We start from the raw sequence: 16,654 nt of genomic DNA on the forward strand, positions 1-16,654 counted from the left end.
GCCCGCCGCATGCGATGCGTATGCCGCGCGAAGTGCTCAGTCCTGTCAATCGAGGAGTTTGAGATGAATGCGCATACCGATTTGATCGACCGTTATTTCGATACCTGGAACGAGACCGACGGCGCGCGTCGTCGCGAGTTGATCGCGGCAACGTGGAGCGCCGATGCCGACTATCGCGACCCGCTGCTGGCGGGCGCGGGCCACGATGGCATCGACGCCATGATCCGCGCGGTGCATGAGCGTTTTCCGCATCACACGTTTCGCCGTACGACCGACGTCGACGGCTTCGCGAATCGCCTGCGCTTCTCGTGGGCACTGACGACCCCCGCGGGCGAGGCGATCGTGAAGGGCTCGGACTTCGGCGTGGTGGACGCGCATGGGCGTCTGCAAGCGGTCACCGGTTTTCTCGACGAAACCCCCGGCGCCGCCTGAGGCGTCTTTCACGGAGACGATCATGCATGAGCCCGCCGCTGCCAAGCCCGCACAAGTCCATCTCGCGTTGCTGCGCGTCGCGGCCGCGCTCGATGCGTTATCGAGCGCGATCGCCGGTTTCGCGCTGCTCGGCGGCGCGCGGGCGTTCATGTTCATCGCACTGCTCGGTTGGCGCGAGCCGGTGCTCGGCGGCGCGGGGCTCGTGCTGCTCGCTCTGGTCGGATGGCTGCGCTGGCAATGCGGTGCGAGCGCAGCGCCGCAAGACGTCCGGCGCGCTTGCTACAATCGATCGTCGTGCGGATGAAGCGTGACACGCATCGTCTTGCGCAAAGCTCACGACCTCACCCCTCAGCATGTTCCCAACCGAACGACCTGGAGACCCCGTGCTGAAAAATCTGGACCCGCTACTGAACGCCGATATCCTGCACGCGCTGCGCTCGATGGGCCACGGCGACGAGCTCGTGATCTGCGACGCCAACTTCCCGGCCGACGCCGTCGCGCGCGATACCGTGCTCGGCAAGCCGCTGCGTCTCGACGGCGTCAGTTCGCCGCGCGCGATCCGCGCGGTGTTGTCGGTGCTGCCACTCGACACCTTTATCGAGCATCCCGCGTCGCGCATGGAAGTGGTTGGCGAGCCGCACACGATTCCCGCGGTGCAGCGCGAAGCGCAAGCCGAGGTCAACGCGGGCGAGGGGCGCGAGGTGCCCTTCGTGTCGATCGAGCGGTTCGCGTTTTACGAGCGTGCGCGCGAGGCATACTGTGTGATCGCGACGGGCGAGGAGCGCGGCTACGGCTGCTTCGTATTCACGAAGGGCGTGTTGCTCGCGCCGGACGCGCCACGCGTATAGTCGCTACCACCTTTCTCGATTCATCACGACAAACCCATGAGCTTCCAGCTAGCCAGTCTCGATCATCTCGTTCTGAACGTCGCCGACGTCGAAGTGAGCGCGGCGTGGTACGCGCGGATGCTCGGCATGCGACGCACCGAGTTCGCGTCGCGCACCGGCACGCGCGTGGCGATGAACTACGGCAATCAGAAGATCAATCTGCGTCCCGCGTCGGCCGATACCGTCGCCTGGTTCACGTCGCGCGAGGCGGTGCCGGGCACGGCGGACCTGTGCTTCGTGACCACCGCAAGCCCGGACGACGTCAAGGCGCACTGGCTTGCGCAAGGCGTCGCTATCGAGGCGGGGCCGGTGGAGCGCGACGGCGCGCGCGGCAAGATGACCTCGGTGTATTGCCGCGACCCGGACGGCAACCTGATCGAGGTCGCCACGTATCCGTCAGCTTGAGCGGGCTTGGAAATCGCGGCCATTGCTCATATGCTCAGGGGCGAGGCGGGGAACTGAGCCCGTCCATTCGGGTCTGCTGCTTATTCATTACAGGAGTCCCCCCATGTCGCGTCCCGTCGATTTCGGCATTATTTTCATCGCCCGTCTTGCGCTTTCCGTGCTGTTCCTGTGGAGCGGGGTGATGAAACTGCTGGGCTATGCGGGCTTCGTCGGCTACCTGCATTCGAAAGGTGTGCCGTTCGTGCAGATCGCCGCGCCGATCGCAACCGCGATCGAGGTGCTCGGCGGCCTGCTGCTCGTGGTCGGCTTCAAGGTACGGCCGCTCGCGCTGATCATGGCGGCGTATACGGTCGCGACGGCGGTGCTCGGCCACGACTTCTGGAATATCACCGACCCTGCGTTGCAGCACGACATGGTGATTCATTTCTGGAAGAACATCGGAATCGCGGGCGGTTTCCTGCTGCTGTTCGTTACCGGCGCGGGGCGTCTGAGCATCGACAACGCGCGCGCGCCGCGCGGCGGACTCGGCGGCCTGTAAAGCGGGCTGCAAAGCGTGAGCGCGCGCAGTCGGCGCGGCCCGCATCCTGCTACACGGCAGGATTTCCAATCCGCGCCAATCATGGGAGCAGATGATGATTCAGAACTTCGAGCAAATGATCGGCGGCAAGCCCACGCAACTGTGCGCGAGTCTCGGCGAAGGGCCGACGTCGCATCGTGTGATCATCAGCCTCGCCGAGTCGGCGAAGACGCTGGTGGTTCTGGATGCGTCCGGATTCATCGGCACGCTGAAGGCGGACATCGAGGACCCGGAAAAGCTGCTCGCGGATGCGATCGCCAAAGCGCGCAACGAAGGCCTGATCGAGCGCGCAATCGCTACCGGCACGATTCAGGAGGCGTCGCTGTAGGCGCCTGCATTACACACCGCTTACTTACTCGCGGCGCTCGCGCCGCGCGCAGACGATGCCGCCGCGTGCGGCTCCGGATGCACGAAACACGCGAGCACGAGACCCAGCACCAGCAGTCCCACCGAAATAGCCGTCGCCGCTTGCATCCCCGGCACGATCTGCGTCGCGGCCGCACCGCCCGCGAGCGCGCCGAAGGCCGCCACACCCACCGCGCCGCCGGCCTGGCGCGCCGTGTTCAATACCGCCGACGCCGTGCCCGCGCGCCGCGCTTCGGTCGATGCGAGCACCGCCGTGGTCATCGCCGGCACCGCGAGTCCCATACCCGACGGAATCAGCAAAAACGGCAGCAGCAGGCCAATCAGCGGCGTTTCGGCGTCGACGAGATGCAGCAGACCATAGCCGAGACCGGCCGTGATCGCGCCGAGGATCATCGGCACGCGCACTCCCAGGCGGCCGATCACCCAGCCGCTCGCGACGTTCGAGATCAGGAAGCCGCCCGTCAGCGGCAGGAACGCGAGGCCCGCCTGCAACGGCGTGTAGCCGCGCACGCGCTGCAGGTAAAGGCTCAGCACGAACACCATGCCGTAATACGTCAGATTCACGCAGATGCCGAACAGCACTGCCGCGCTGAACGTGCGCGTGCCGAACAGCGACAGCATCGGGCGCGCGACGCGCGCTTCGACGAACACGAACGCACCCGCCGCCAGCAGCGCCAGCACGAAGCCGCCGGCGACCAGCGGATGCGCGAGCCCGAGCGGCCGCCATTCGATCACCGCGGCGACGAACGCGGTTAGCGCGACGATCGCGAGACACTGGCCGCCGAGATCGATGCCGCGTGGCGTCGCGCCGGTGTTGCCGCGAGCGGCGGCCGGCACGCCGCGTTGCGAGGTTTGCGGACGCGGAATCCACAGCAGTGTCGCGAGCAGGCCGGCCGCGCAGATTGGTAGGTTGACGAGAAAGATGCTGCGCCAGCCGAACGCCGCGATCAGCAGACCGCCAGCCACCGGCCCGGCCGCGATCGAAATCGCGCCGGAGGCGGTCCACAGGCCGACCGCGCGTGCCCGCAGCTTCGGTTCGTGGCCGAACGACTGATTGAGCAGCGCGAGCGAATTCGGCAGCATCGCGGCCGCGCCGATGCCCTGCACCGCGCGTGCGGCGATCAGCATCGGGGCGTCGAGCGCGAGCCCGCAGGCCAGCGACGCGAGCGCGAACAGCACGATTCCGCACGCATACATGCGCCGCGCGCCGAAGCGGTCGCCGAGCGCGCCGGCCGACAGCATCAGCACCGCAAACGCGAGCGTGTACGCATCGACGACCCATTGCAGGCCCGCGACGTTCGCGTGCAGGTCCGCGCCGATTCGTGGCAACGCGATGTTGACGATGGTCACGTCGAGTTGCGTGACCACGAAGCCGACGCTGACGGTCGCGAGAACGCGACCGAGGGCGGGCGAAAAGGAGGGTGTGGATGAGTTCATGACTGCATCGTAAGCCCGATGCAGCGCGCCACGTTTCGGCGTGGCGTGAAGTATGGATGTCGCCGGATCAGCGCGCCCGCGGCGCATCCTTGATGAACAGCGCGGTCAGCGCGCCCAGCACGCAGATCGCCGCGACGTACAGCGGCGCGGCCAGCGGGTTCGACTTCATCATCAGCGATACGGCGATCGGCGTCAGACCGCCGAAGACCGCATACGCGACGTTGTACGAGAACGAGATGCCCGAGAAGCGCACCACCGGCGGGAATCCGCGGACCATCACGAGTGGAATCGCGCCGATCACGCCGACGAAAAGTCCGGCCAGTGCATACAGCGGCACGAGCAGGGACGTATCGACGGCCAACTGGCGAAACATCACGTAGTACGTGATCGCAAGCGCAACACCGCCGACGAAAATCGTGCGACCCGCGCCGATGCGTCCGGCGATCGAACCCGCCACCACGCAGCCGATCGTCAGGCACAGCGTCGCGACACAGTTCGCGAGCAGCGCGGTGGCCGGCTCGATGTGAAATTGCTTTTGCAGCAGCGTCGGCGTCATCAGGATCACGACGACGATCGCCGCCGACAGCATCCAGGTGAGCAGCATCGACACGATCACCGCGCGGCCGTGATCGCGCAGCACGGCCTTCAGCGGCACTTCCGCGGCGATCGCCTTGCGTTGCTTCAGTTCGGCGAACACCGGCGTCTCGTGCAACCAGCGGCGCAGATAGACCGAGAACATACCGAACACGCCGCCGATCAGGAACGGAACACGCCACGCATATTCGGAAATATCGGCCGGCGTGAAATGGCGATTGACCGCCGACGCAATCAGCGAGCCGAGCAGAATGCCCGCCGTGAGGCCGGCCGTCAGCGTGCCGCACGCATAGCCGACGTGCCGCCCGGGCACATGCTCTGCGACGAACACCCATGCGCCCGGGACTTCGCCGCCGACCGCCGCGCCCTGCATCACGCGGAACAGCAATAGCAGCACCGGCGCGAGCACGCCGATGCTCGCGTAGGTGGGCATCAGGCCCATCAGCAGCGTCGGCACCGACATCAGCAGCACGCTCAGCGTGAACATGCGCTTGCGGCCGAACAGGTCGCCGAAGTGCGCCATGATGACGCCGCCGAGCGGCCGCGCCAGATAACCGGCCGCGAAAATGCCGAAGGTCTGCACCTGACGCAGCCAGTCCGGCATCGCCGCCGGGAAGAACAGCTGGCCGATCGCCGGCGCGAAGAAAACGAAGATGATGAAGTCGTAGAACTCGAGGGCTCCGCCGAGCGCGGCGAGACCGAGTGTCTTGTAATCGCTGTGCCCAAGCGGGCGGGGGGTGACAGCCTGCGCTCCACCCAGATTTGTCGCTTGCATTGCCATGTCTTTTGATGAATTGTGAGCCACGCGGGAGACGCGTGGACATACGGCGGTCGTCGGGCGAGAAGTGTGGCAGGCGCTGGGTAGAGCACGGGACACGGGCGCGCCGTCCTGATAGGGCGGGCGCGCTGACGACGGAGGCCGGCGCGGATTTTACAGGATGAAAGCGGAAGTCCTGCGGAAGCGCCCAGTTGGGCGAAAAAAGCGGCGGAAAATCGGAATGCTCCGAAGGGAGGGACCGGGGTGCGGCTCGGAGAATGGTCTGCATGTCCTTGTCGAGAGTCTATCCCATGCGCATTGCAGTTCTTCAGCGTGACCCAGTCATGCGTCAGTCCATTGAATCAAGTCTGGTGAGAGCCGGCCATTTCTGCGCGGCCTATGACGACGGCGTTGCGTTGTCGAGGTCGCTCGTGCGCTCCACGATGGATCTGCTGGTGCTCGACTGGCAGGATATGCGGCCCGCCGGCGCGGAGCTGTTGCGCTCGGTGCGCCGCGTGGCAGGCGAGCACGTGCCGATCATCTTCGTGTCGGACGACGGCTCGGAGGAAAGCATGGTGCGCGCGCTCGCCGGCGGTGCCGACGATTACCTCGCGTTGCCGCTGCGTGACGCCGAGTTTCGCGCGCGAGTCGCGGCGCTTCTGCGGCGCGCGTATCCGGAGCGTTTCAGCGCCGCGACCTGTTTCGAGATCGGCCCCTATTGCTTCGACACGATCGGCCGGGCGGTCACGCTGCGCGGCGAGCCGGTGCCGCTGTCGCCCACCCAGTACCGGATCGCGGCGCTGTTCTTTTCCAACGTCGATCGCGTGATGTCGCGCGACCATATCTTCGCGACGGTGTGGGGCCGCGAACTGCGCGAGTGCACGCGGACCATCGACAGTCACGTGTCACGGCTGCGTCTGCTGCTCGCGATCGAGCCGCACAATGGTTTCCGGCTGCAGCCGGTATACAGAAGCGGCTACCGGTTGCTGCAGCTTCACGACCATGTGCTCAGGGAGTGAAGATTGGCAGTGGGCGCGTACGGCCTGAGGTCGCCAGGGCCAGGTATATGCTGAAATCCGCGTTGCAGCCCGTCGCGCTCGCCAGCGGTGTTCATTCTCCTTACGTGTCCGTATCGGTTAGCCGGGTTGCCGTGTTTGCGCCGAGGGTCGTCGACGCCGATACCGAATAGCGGGACGTTTCGCGCGCCGCGCGCGCGGCGGCTCACGCATCGCGCCGCTATGCCGAAATCGTCTCAATCCGCGCGTACGCGCACCAAGACCCGCCGGCCCGCGATTCCTACCATGGGCGACATGAAAACCCTCAACATCATCGACTCGCACACCGGCGGTGAGCCCACCCGCCTCGTGGTGTCGGGTGGCCCGGATCTGGGCGGCGGCACGCTCGCGCAACGGCTCGAGGTGTTCCGCACCCGCTTCGACGACTGGCGCGCCGGCATCGTCACCGAACCGCGGGGCTCGGACGTGGTGGTCGGCGCGTTGCTCTGCGAGCCCGACGATCCGACTTGCGCGGCCGGCGTGATCTTCTTCAACAACGTCGGCTATCTCGGCATGTGCGGGCACGGCACCATCGGGCTCGTCGTGTCGCTCGCGCACATGGGGCGGATCGGGCCGGGACGACACCGCATCGAAACGCCGGTCGGCATGGTCGAGGCGACGCTGAACGAAGACGGCGGCGTCGCGGTGCGCAACGTGCCCGCGTATCGCCACCGCAAGGCGGTGCAGGTCGACGTGCCAGGCTATGGCGCACTAACCGGCGACATCGGCTGGGGCGGCAACTGGTTTTTCCTCGTCGCCGAGCATGGGCACGAGCTCGAAGCCGCGAACATCGCGAGCCTGACGGCTTTCAGCTCGGCGATTCGCGACGCGCTGATCGCACAGAACATCACCGGCGCGAACGGCGCGCTGATCGACCATATCGAGCTGTTCGGACCGGGCTCGCGCGAGGGCCTCGACAGCCGCAGCTTCGTGCTGTGTCCCGGCAATGCGTACGACCGCTCGCCGTGCGGCACCGGCACGAGCGCGAAGGTCGCGTGTCTCGCGGCCGACGGCAAGCTCGCCGAAGGCGCGGTGTGGCGCCAGGAGAGCATCATCGGCAGCGTGTTCGAGGCGAGCTATCGCACGGCGGGCGACGGCGTCCACGTGATTCCGACCATCACCGGTCACGCGCACATCATGGCCGAAGGGTGTCTGTGTTTCGACGAGCGCGATCCGTTCGCGTGGGGTATCCGGACCGCATGAGCCCGGACGCGCTGATCATCGGAGCGGGTATCGTCGGTGCCGCGTGCGCGGCGGAACTGGCCGCGCTCGGCATGCGCGTCGAGGTGCTCGATGCGCAGCGCATCGGCGGCGGCGCGACGGCGGCCGGCATGGGCCATATCGTCGTGATGAACGACTCGCCCGCCGAATTCGCACTGAGCCGCTATTCGCGCGAGCTATGGCTCGAGCTCGCGCCGCAGCTGCGCGCGCGCGACGCGTTCGCGCGCTGCGGCACGCTGTGGGTCGCAGCCGACGACGAAGAACGGCAAGCCGCCCGCGCAATGCAGGCGGCGTTTGAGAGCCAAGGCGTCGCCGCGCAATTGCTGGACTCGGCCGAACTGCGCGCCTGCGAACCGGCGCTCGCACCGTCGATGGCGGGCGGCTTGCGCATCGAGCACGACAGCATCGTGTATGCGCCGACCGCCGCCGAATGGCTGCTCACGCAGTCGCCGCATGCGGCGAATATCAGCGTGCGACCTGGAGCGCCGGTCGCGTCGGTCGGTGCGGGTGGCGTGACCCTGGCATGCGGCGAGCGCACCAGCGCGGCGCACGTGGTCGTCGCGAACGGCCTCGGGGCGGCGCAATTGTTGCCGTGGCTGCCGTTGCTGCCGAAGAAAGGCCATCTGCTGATCACCGACCGCTACCCGGGGCTGATCCGTCATCAACTGCTCGAACTTGGCTATATCAAGAGCGCGCATCACGCGACCGGCACGTCGGTCGCGTTCAACGCACAGCCGCGTCCGACCGGGCAACTGCTGATCGGCTCGTCGCGCCAGTTCGAAACAACCGATCCCGCCGTCGAAATGCCGGTGCTCGCCCGGATGCTGCAACGCGCCGCGCAGTATCTGCCGCGGTTGCCGGCGCTCAGCGGCATCCGCGCGTGGACGGGGTTTCGCGCCGCGTCGCCGGACGGCCTGCCGCTGATCGGACCGGCCGGCGAGTTCGCGCCCGACGTCTGCTCTGGCTCCGCGTACCGCCTATGGCTCGCGGTCGGCCACGAAGGGCTTGGCGTGACGACCTCGCTCGCGACCGCGAAACTACTCGCGGCGCAGATCGCGGGCCATGCCGCGCCGATTCCGTGCGAACCTTATCTACCGATGCGTTTTGCAGAGCAGGTGGCTCATGACCGACACTGACGCGGCCCGCATCCGTTTGACCGTCGACGGCCGCAGCATCGAAGTGAAACCCGGCACGACCATAGCCGCGGCGCTCGCGATCGCGGGTGTGCGCGGCTCGCGGCTGTCGGTCAAGGGCGAGCCGCGCGAAGCCTTGTGCGGGATGGGCGTGTGCCAGGAGTGCCGCGTCGCGATCGACGGTCGCGCGCACGCGCTCGCGTGCCAGACGCTATGCCGCGACGGCCAGCGCGTGCAGACACGAAACGGGACAGTACACGCATGACGCAGCACTTCGACATCGTGGTGATCGGCGGTGGTCCGGCCGGGCTCAATGCCGCGCGAGCGGCGGCGCAGGCGGGCGCGACTGTCGCGCAGATCGATGATAATCCGCGCGCCGGCGGCCAGGTCTGGCGCCAGGGGCCCGCCTATCCGCCTCAAACAGCGTTGCATGCGTTGCTCGCGGCGTTGCAATCGCAGCAAAACTTCACTTACTGGCCATCGACGCGCGTGATCGCGCCGCTCGGCGCGCAAGGCTTGCTGCTCGAATCCGCCGAACACGGCGGCGTGTCGATCACCTATGACAGACTGATTCTTGCGACCGGCGCGCGCGAGCGTCTTCTGCCGTTTCCCGGCTGGACCTTGCCCGGCGTGACCGGCGCGGGCGCATTGCAGGCGCTGATCAAAGGCGGCATGCCGGTGCGCGACGAACGGATCGTGATCGCCGGCAGCGGCCCCCTGCTGATGGCCGCGCTCGCCACCGCGCGAGAGGCCGGCGCGCGCGTGATCGCGGTGGTCGAGCAGGCATCGGCGGCCGAGGTCGCGCGTTTCGGCGTGTCGCTGCTGCGCGAGCCCGCGAAGCTGCGTCAGGCGATCAGCCTCACGCGCGGCTTCGCGGGACTGCGCTACTGGACCGGCAGCATCGTGAGCGAAGCCCGTGGCGCGCAGCGCGTGCAACAGGTGACGATCCGGCGCGGTGAACGCGAGGTGACGCTCGATTGCGACCGCGTCGCGTGCGGCTTCGGACTGCTGCCGAACGTCACGCTGGCCCAGGCGCTCGGCTGCGCGATCAACGACGCGGGCGAAATCGTCATCGACGACGGACAGCGCACCTCGCTCGAACGCGTTTATGCAGCGGGCGAGTGCACGGGCGTCGGCGGCGCTGAGCTCGCTGGCGCGGAAGGCGAGATCGCCGGTCTCGTGGCGAGCGGCGCGGCGAGCACGCAACGCGCCGCGCTGGCGGCGCTCGTCGCGCAACGCGCTCGCTGGCGGGGCTTTGGCGCGCGCGTCGCGGCGTCGTTCGCATTGGGCGAGGCCGCGCGCACGCCGCCCGCCGACGCGACGCTGTTGTGCCGTTGCGAGGACGTGAGCGTCGGCGAGGTGCGCCGCTGCGCCGACTGGCGTGACGCGAAACTGCAGACGCGCTGCGGTATGGGCCCTTGCCAGGGGCGCATCTGCGGTGCGGCCGCGAGCCTGTACTTCGGCTGGCCGGCCGCCGCGGCGCGTCCGCCGTTCAGTCCGGCGCAAATCGGCACGCTGATGAGCGCCGCCGAACCGCCGACTGCGGCGCCATGACGGCTTCGCGCTTACCCTCGGTAGATATTGGCGGGCGACGCGCGGCTCTATAATCGACCGCAATCAACCGCACGAGCAGGCTGCCCGGCCGCACCGGCGCAGCGATCCGCGAACGCAACCTAACGCAATCAACCAGGCACGCACCCACGGAACCGCACGATGAACACGCTGGCGCATCCGCTCGAAACTGACGATACGACGTTGTCCGGCATGCTGTCGCATTTCAGGTTGCTCGAGCCGGTATTCGATGCAATGCCGGACGTCGTGTTCTTCGTCAAGGACGCCGACGCGCGGTATGCGCTCGTCAACCGCACGCTCGCTTCGCGTTGCGGCTTCAAGGAAAAGGCCGCGCTGCTCGGCAAGACCGCGGAAGACGTGTTTCCGCGCCGCTTCGGGCGCATCTATACCGCGCAGGACAAGGCGATCATCGGCGTCGGCAACCAGATGCTCGATCAGCTCGAACTGCATCTGTATCCGGGCCGTCAACCGGGCTGGTGCCTGACCTGCAAACAACCGTTGCGCGATGCGACGGGCAAGGTGGTCGGCCTCGCCGGCATCTCCCGCGATCTGAAAGCCGACGAAAGCAGCCATCCGGCCTACAGCCGGCTTGCCGCCGTCGTGCAGTCGATCCAGCAGAATTACGTGCAGCCGCTGAACCTGAAGCAGCTTGCGGCGATGGCGGACATGTCGGTCGCGCAGCTGGAGCGCTACTTTCACAAGGTGTTTCATCTGACGCCGCGCCAGGTGCTCCTGAAAACGCGACTCGATGCGGCGACCGCGCTGCTGGTGTCGCACGACAAGGTCACCGACGTCGCCGCGCGTTGCGGCTACACCGATCACAGCGCGTTCACACGGCAATTCAAGGCGACCGTCGGCGTCACACCGACCGAATACCGGATGTTGCTGCACGGTACGCTGCGCGGCTGAACGGCGTCGCACGTGTCATGGCGGGTCGCGCGCATCACTACTACGTGTACGTCGTCGCGCTCGACGACAAGGTGTGGAACGAGGCGCCCTTTCGTCGCGCGAATCCTGGTTACCGTTTCGACAAGCCGTGCGTGTACGTCGGCATGACGGGGCTCGACCCGGACTTGCGCTTCGATCGGCACAAGGCGGGCATTCAGGCGAATCGCTATGTGCGCGACTATGGCCTGCGTCTGATGCCCGAACTGTACGAAGCGTTCAACCCGATGCCTTACCGCGGCGCGCAGGATATGGAAGTGGAATTGGCTATCGGGCTGCGCGAGGCGGGGTATGGGGTATGGCAGGCTTGAAAGGCTTGACGCGGCCGAATTCCATTGTGACGATCGTGCTCAATGTGCTCGCCGCCATGCGATGACGCTTGCCGGCACTACGATTGCGATGGCGACGATATATCCCGAAACGACCAGCACAAAGTTGCCCCAAGCCTCGACATCGTAGGGGGCGGGCTCCCAAAGCGATTCGTGGCGCTTTTTAATGAGATCGAGAGACGCGTTACGAATTGGATGTTTCCTGGTTTCTAAGGCATCTGGCTTCTCGGATTATTCGAGCCGATATGGGTGCACAGTTTCTATGTGGTTTGCCAGCGATCATCTTGATCTTTCGTACTTGCTTAAAACGCTTTAGAAATTACAGCATGTTCTGTCAGAATCATCCGTCGCCCATAGCCAGATGGTGAATCGACCTGTTAGCGTGAAGATCCGATAGTAATAAGAGGATTTTTTGCATGTCACAGGCGAATGAATCAGACGGCGTCCGCATTGTACTGAGCGCCCCGCAACTGGCAGCTGTACTGGCCCGTCAGTCAATTAGCCCGACTGAGATGCTTGCCAACCGACTATGGGGCGGTTGGCAGGTTCTCGGCGGTGTACTGGAAATGGTCGGCGCGGGTGCATTATGCGTGCTGCCAGAGCCGACGATGGCAAGCAAGGTCGGTTGCGTCGTGTTTGGCGTGCATGGCTCGGACACGGCGGTGGCGGGTCTGCGACAGGTCTGGACTGCGCAGGATACCAGCACGCTCACCCAACGCGGTGCCGCAAAGCTTGCCGAGGCGATGAAAGCCAGTCCTGACATGGCGAACAATATCGGTCTGTCGCTTGAGATGATCGTGCCCTTCGGCTTCGCTGGCTCAATCAAAGCTGCACGCGCGGCGAGCGTCACGATGGGCCGGATCGATCTGGAAATGCACGAGGCGAAAGCGCTCCATCCAAGGATTGGTGGGCATACACTCGAAAAGCATGTGGGGCGCACTGAAGTGCAGTTGCGCGAGCGACTAGTACGTGAACCAAAGCGGCAAACGGTTTCGTCGTTTAGGAATTTGCAGTGTGCGCAATGGGCAATTTCAGAGGTTATGCGGTACGACGCGTCTCGCATCAAAATATGGGCGCAGTCTGCATCTCGGAACAAGCCACTCGAATTGGAAAAAGATGTGGGGAGGAAGGTCGGTTACGGAATATCCAGAAAAACAGGTGTTTTGACAGAAATGAGTATCGTGCACGTGGTTCTGAAATATGAAACCTACAACGGCATGCCATACTACGTTCTGACGGCGTATCTATACTGAGGTCGGATAAATGCGACATTCTGAGTATCCTGAACTGAGCCAATTATTTGGTGTTTATCTGAATCAGGATTTCGATATATGGGGTGATACCATTCCTGCTATTGTTGCATGCTACAAAAGAGATAGTCCGGTGGCGGACCATAAATCAATGCTTGCTGAAATAGACAGGTTTGAGAAAAGGCACCCACATGATCTCGATATTGCATTCGAACAGATGTATGGGCACGAGTTCGCTCCAGAGCCGTGGGGTCACACGACCGCCTCATTTCTTCAGGAGTTGAAGCGACTCCTAAGCGAGTAGTCCCCGATCGCACCATCTGACGGCGCGTCTACAACCTATGTGCGGGACTACGGCTTACGGCTGATGCCCGAACTGAACTATACGAAGTGTTCAACCCGATGCCTTACCGCGGTGCGCAGGAGATGGAAGTAAAGTTGGCGATCTCCGAAAAGGAAACAGCCCGATCAGCGTAAGTCGATCGGGCTGTTTTAGTCGGGCTGACCATCTCATTAAAGCCGCGTCAACGCAAAGCGTTGACGCGGCCTCAGATGACCGGGTCGCGAGCCGATCTGCTTACTTCACCCCAAGCCCTCGCAACACCGCATTACCCTCGGACGTCAGACGGATATGCGGCGTGCCCGCATCGTTCGAAACGGTCTCGACGAGACCTGCTTCGTAAAGCTGCGGAATTTCGGGTTTTGCGGATGCATCGATCGGCGCGTGCAGCAGCAGCAGCAGCGTCGCGAGCTCGTGATGGCTCAACAGACGGCGCAGGATAGTAGGCCGTTTGGCCGGTGTTTCGTTGGTGTTGATTTCGGGCTGATTCATGGAGCGCACCTCGTGCGGGGACATGTCCGGGGATCTTGCGGACGAAGTCTTAAACGATTCTTAAGACTCCATTGTCCTGTAACACCGTGACATGAACGTTGCAATGGATCAGATTCCGGCGCCTGCAACTTCGCCTTTATGCGCCACAAAGCCTTATGGCGCGCAGGTTTTGCTTGCCGATTCGATCCACAGGTTGCTTACATGACGCTTGCCCGCATAGAAACGGTAAGTTGTCGCGCCGTTGTCGCTGCGTACCTTGACGACGTTCGAGTCGCCGAAGTCGAGCATCTGACCCTGCGGGATCCCGGTCGACTTGAACGCGGCGTTGTGATGATTGGCCATCTGCGTCAGACAGGCGACCACGTCGTCGACGGAACGCTGTGTCGTCGTGTCCGTGACGGGTTCGCCGGAATCCGGGTCTTTCTGGAAATACGCGCAAGCGCTGAGCAGTAGCGAAAGGGACAGGACTGCAGCGAACTTCTTCATATCTCTCCTGGCGTTGATTCGGCGATTCGGCTGAGCAGGCGCCATTATATCGAGACGGCGAGCCTGTCCCGATCGGGGACGCAGGTCGCCTGCCTGAAAAGACGAAATCCGTATCGACGCGGCGACTTCCAATGACGAAGCCGCCGTCGTGCCTCCGGTGTCCGCCCGTTACTTGCGCCGCTGCGCCTGCGCCGCGAGCCGCACCGCCGCATTGGCCGCGCCGTAGCCGACATAGCCGCCGCGCCGCTCGACGATCTCGAGGAAGAAGCGCTGGTCGAGTTGCTCCGTATAAGCGTGGAAAAACTCGCCGCCGCGTTCGTCGCGGTCGTACAGGATATTGTTCGCGCGCATCGCTTCGAGCAGCGTGTCGGACAGCGCGTAGCGGGCCGCGAGGTCGTCGTAGTAATTGCGCGGAATGCGCAGGATCGGCACGCCGTCGGCGACGAACTCGGGGAGAGCGCTGAAGATGTCGCCGGTGCTGAACGCGACGTGGTTCAGTCCGGAGCCGTGATACGTGTGCAGCGCCTCGGCCACCGCCGTATGGCGATCCACCGATGCATTCAGCGCGATCCGCACCGAGCCGTCGGGGCTGCGCAGCGCGCGGCTGCGCACGAGGCCGTACGGATCGGGAACGAGCACCCCCGGCTCGGCCAGGAAGCCGAACGCGGTGCGCAGAAACAGCACCCACGTATCGAGCGCACTCGCCGGCACCGACAGACACACGTGATCGATGCGCTCGAGCGGTCCCACCTCGGTCGGGCCGTTGACGTCGGTCAGCACGAAATCGGCCTCGAACAGCGTGGGCTGATCGGGCGTTTCGTCGACGAAATAGTTGAGACTGCCATCCGGCGCCTGCACGGCCGGCAGCACGCGCTCGTTCGGCCCGATCTGGCCGGAGAACGGCGCGTAGCCAAAGCCGGCCGCGCGCTCGAATGCGTGGCTCGCGTTATCGACACGAAACGCCGATGCGCACAGCGACAAACCATGCTGCTGAAAAAACGCGTTTGCGAACGAGTCGGGCTCGGCGTTTAGCACGATCGAGGCCGCGCCGTGCTGATACAGCGTTACGTCCTTCGAGCGATGCTGGCCGGCCTGGCGAAAGCGCAGCTTGCCGAGCCAGTCGGCTAGCTGCGTGCGCGTGGTGTGATCGACCGCGAATTCGAGGAACTGATAGCCGACGTGCGCGGGAGCGGCGGGCGAGCGGTACAGGCCGCCTGTCGTTTTGCGCGGCTGCTGTTGCTCTTCGAGCAGCGCGCGAGTTTGCTCTTCGAGGAACAACAACGAGCGATGGCCATCGGCGGCCGTGATCGTGGTGGGGGCGGCGCGAAAGCCGTCGTTGAAGATTTCCAGCGAAAGCGGGCCCTTGTAGCCAGCTTTGACGACCTGCGCGGTGAAGTTCGCGAGATCGAAGTCGCCCTGGCCGGGGAAGCAGCGGTAGTGGCGGCTCCATTCGAGCACGTCCATCGCAAGCTTCGGCGCGTCCGCGATCTGCACGAACGCGATGCGCTCGCCAGGAATGTCGGCGATTGCGTCGGGCGTGTCGTTCAGCGACAGCGTATGAAAGCTGTCGAGCACGAGCCCGAGATTTGGATGATTCACGGCGTCGACAAGCTTCCACGCGTGGCGATAGGTCTTTACGTGCCTGCCCCAGGCGAGCGCTTCGTAACCGGCGAGCACGCCAGCCGCTTCGGCCGCGCGGGCGAGCGCGCCCAACTGGTCGATCATCAGCGAGTCGTCGCAGATCGTGTCCGGCGACACGTTGCTGCACACGAGGATGCGGTCCGTGCCTAGCTCGTGCATTACGTCGAACTTGCGCTTCGCGCGGTCGAGATTACGCTCGAGCCGTTCGGGACTGACGCCGTCGAAATCGCGAAACGGCTGGAACAGCATGATCTTCAGGCCGAGGTCGTCGGCGATGCGGCGCACGTCGGCGGGCGAGCCGTCGAAATACAGCAGGTCGTTCTCGAAGATTTCGACACCTTCGAAACCCGCCGCGCGGATCGCGCTCAGCTTCTCGACGAGGGTGCCGCTAATCGACACGGTGGCAATCGAACGTTGCATGAACGGCTCCTGCAAAAACGGACAAACGAGGGGGAAACTCAGGGAAAAACCGCGGCGGCGCGCCTGGAGGCGCGGCCTGCCGGGCTTGCTGCAATGCGCAAAAACGAGCTAGTTCGTTACGTACTGAAGCAAGACGCAGGCCAGAATACCCCACACTACCCGGGAGTTTCGATAGTCTATACAAACTAACTAGATGGTACAAATTCGTAGAAACCCCGAATGACGACGACGGCCGATGCGCGCACACTTCGCCATGCGTCGAAGAACCGCCGCGGGTGCCGCGGTTCGAGTCGCGCCTTATTTTGCGGGAGTCGT

20 protein-coding genes are annotated in these 16,654 nt (G+C 64.8%); 15 read left to right on the forward strand and 5 right to left on the reverse strand.

Annotation, left to right across the window (positions count from 1 at the left end):
- Positions 1-63 precede the first annotated feature (63 nt).
- The 6 genes from OKW27_RS11665 to OKW27_RS11690 all read left to right on the forward strand — a co-directional run bounded on the left by OKW27_RS11665 (position 64) and on the right by OKW27_RS11690 (position 2,629).
- Entirely contained in the window at positions 64-432 is a 369-nt protein-coding gene (locus OKW27_RS11665) for a nuclear transport factor 2 family protein (RefSeq protein ID WP_176379337.1), read from the forward strand.
- A gap of 22 nt (positions 433-454) precedes the next feature.
- Positions 455-736, forward strand: coding sequence for a hypothetical protein (locus tag OKW27_RS11670; protein WP_090806947.1), 282 nt, complete (start codon positions 455-457; stop codon positions 734-736).
- 79 nt (positions 737-815) lie between these two features.
- Positions 816-1,280 carry an RbsD/FucU family protein gene (locus OKW27_RS11675; protein ID WP_429333546.1) on the forward strand — a complete coding sequence of 155 codons (465 nt, stop codon included), beginning with the start codon at positions 816-818 and terminating at the stop codon, positions 1,278-1,280.
- 36 nt (positions 1,281-1,316) lie between these two features.
- Complete coding sequence (locus OKW27_RS11680) at positions 1,317-1,724, forward strand: VOC family protein (protein WP_090806942.1); 408 nt, start codon at positions 1,317-1,319, stop codon at positions 1,722-1,724.
- Positions 1,725-1,827: 103 nt separating this feature from the next.
- Positions 1,828-2,262: a DoxX family protein gene (locus OKW27_RS11685; protein WP_429333547.1), complete on the forward strand. Its 435-nt coding sequence runs from the start codon at positions 1,828-1,830 to the stop codon at positions 2,260-2,262.
- 94 nt (positions 2,263-2,356) lie between these two features.
- The gene (locus tag OKW27_RS11690) at positions 2,357-2,629 is read left to right on the forward strand and encodes a hypothetical protein (RefSeq protein WP_429334586.1); all 273 of its coding nucleotides are present in this window, start codon (positions 2,357-2,359) and stop codon (positions 2,627-2,629) included.
- A 20-nt stretch (positions 2,630-2,649) separates the two neighbouring features.
- Here the strand turns inward: OKW27_RS11690 and OKW27_RS11695 are convergent, their stop codons facing one another.
- Both OKW27_RS11695 and OKW27_RS11700 read right to left on the reverse strand, forming a co-directional pair.
- Entirely contained in the window at positions 2,650-4,104 is a 1,455-nt protein-coding gene (locus OKW27_RS11695; protein WP_429333548.1) for an MFS transporter, read from the reverse strand.
- A gap of 67 nt (positions 4,105-4,171) precedes the next feature.
- A complete protein-coding gene (locus tag OKW27_RS11700) occupies positions 4,172-5,473 on the reverse strand; it encodes an MFS transporter (protein ID WP_176078860.1) in 1,302 nt (433 codons plus the stop codon).
- A gap of 293 nt (positions 5,474-5,766) precedes the next feature.
- On the opposite strand from OKW27_RS11700, the gene OKW27_RS11705 reads away from it, so the two are divergent.
- The 9 genes from OKW27_RS11705 to OKW27_RS11745 all read left to right on the forward strand — a co-directional run bounded on the left by OKW27_RS11705 (position 5,767) and on the right by OKW27_RS11745 (position 13,264).
- Entirely contained in the window at positions 5,767-6,474 is a 708-nt protein-coding gene (locus tag OKW27_RS11705) for a response regulator transcription factor (protein ID WP_429334587.1), read from the forward strand.
- Between the two features lie 282 nt (positions 6,475-6,756).
- A complete protein-coding gene (locus OKW27_RS11710) occupies positions 6,757-7,713 on the forward strand; it encodes a 4-hydroxyproline epimerase (RefSeq protein ID WP_187611235.1) in 957 nt (318 codons plus the stop codon).
- Positions 7,710-8,867 (forward strand): NAD(P)/FAD-dependent oxidoreductase, encoded by a 1,158-nt coding sequence (locus OKW27_RS11715; protein WP_429333549.1) that lies wholly within the window; start codon positions 7,710-7,712, stop codon positions 8,865-8,867. The genes OKW27_RS11710 and OKW27_RS11715 overlap by 4 nt, the downstream gene beginning before the upstream one ends.
- Entirely contained in the window at positions 8,854-9,129 is a 276-nt protein-coding gene (locus tag OKW27_RS11720; RefSeq protein WP_090806929.1) for a 2Fe-2S iron-sulfur cluster-binding protein, read from the forward strand. Before OKW27_RS11715 ends, OKW27_RS11720 begins: the two co-directional genes overlap by 14 nt.
- Positions 9,126-10,418: an NAD(P)/FAD-dependent oxidoreductase gene (locus OKW27_RS11725; RefSeq protein ID WP_429333550.1), complete on the forward strand. Its 1,293-nt coding sequence runs from the start codon at positions 9,126-9,128 to the stop codon at positions 10,416-10,418. The genes OKW27_RS11720 and OKW27_RS11725 overlap by 4 nt, the downstream gene beginning before the upstream one ends.
- 159 nt (positions 10,419-10,577) lie before the next feature.
- On the forward strand, positions 10,578-11,345 hold the full coding sequence (locus OKW27_RS11730) for an AraC family transcriptional regulator (RefSeq protein WP_090806925.1): 768 nt from the start codon (positions 10,578-10,580) through the stop codon (positions 11,343-11,345).
- Positions 11,346-11,362: 17 nt separating this feature from the next.
- Positions 11,363-11,692, forward strand: coding sequence for a hypothetical protein (locus tag OKW27_RS11735; RefSeq protein ID WP_429333551.1), 330 nt, complete (start codon positions 11,363-11,365; stop codon positions 11,690-11,692).
- A gap of 434 nt (positions 11,693-12,126) precedes the next feature.
- Positions 12,127-12,963, forward strand: a complete 837-nt coding sequence (locus tag OKW27_RS11740; RefSeq protein ID WP_429333552.1) for an RNase A-like domain-containing protein — start codon at positions 12,127-12,129, stop codon at positions 12,961-12,963.
- A 10-nt stretch (positions 12,964-12,973) separates the two neighbouring features.
- Entirely contained in the window at positions 12,974-13,264 is a 291-nt protein-coding gene (locus OKW27_RS11745; protein WP_429333553.1) for a contact-dependent growth inhibition system immunity protein, read from the forward strand.
- Positions 13,265-13,537: 273 nt separating this feature from the next.
- Here the strand turns inward: OKW27_RS11745 and OKW27_RS11750 are convergent, their stop codons facing one another.
- The 3 genes from OKW27_RS11750 to OKW27_RS11760 form a co-directional block, all read right to left on the reverse strand.
- Entirely contained in the window at positions 13,538-13,792 is a 255-nt protein-coding gene (locus OKW27_RS11750; RefSeq protein ID WP_090810191.1) for a hypothetical protein, read from the reverse strand.
- A gap of 153 nt (positions 13,793-13,945) precedes the next feature.
- A complete protein-coding gene (locus tag OKW27_RS11755; protein WP_090806920.1) occupies positions 13,946-14,278 on the reverse strand; it encodes a hypothetical protein in 333 nt (110 codons plus the stop codon).
- 168 nt (positions 14,279-14,446) lie between these two features.
- A complete protein-coding gene (locus tag OKW27_RS11760; RefSeq protein WP_429333554.1) occupies positions 14,447-16,339 on the reverse strand; it encodes a bifunctional sugar phosphate isomerase/epimerase/4-hydroxyphenylpyruvate dioxygenase family protein in 1,893 nt (630 codons plus the stop codon).
- Positions 16,340-16,654: the final 315 nt, after the last annotated feature.

The sequence above is a fragment of the Paraburkholderia sp. 35.1 genome, from assembly GCF_050436525.1.
GTDB lineage: Bacteria > Pseudomonadota > Gammaproteobacteria > Burkholderiales > Burkholderiaceae > Paraburkholderia > Paraburkholderia tuberum.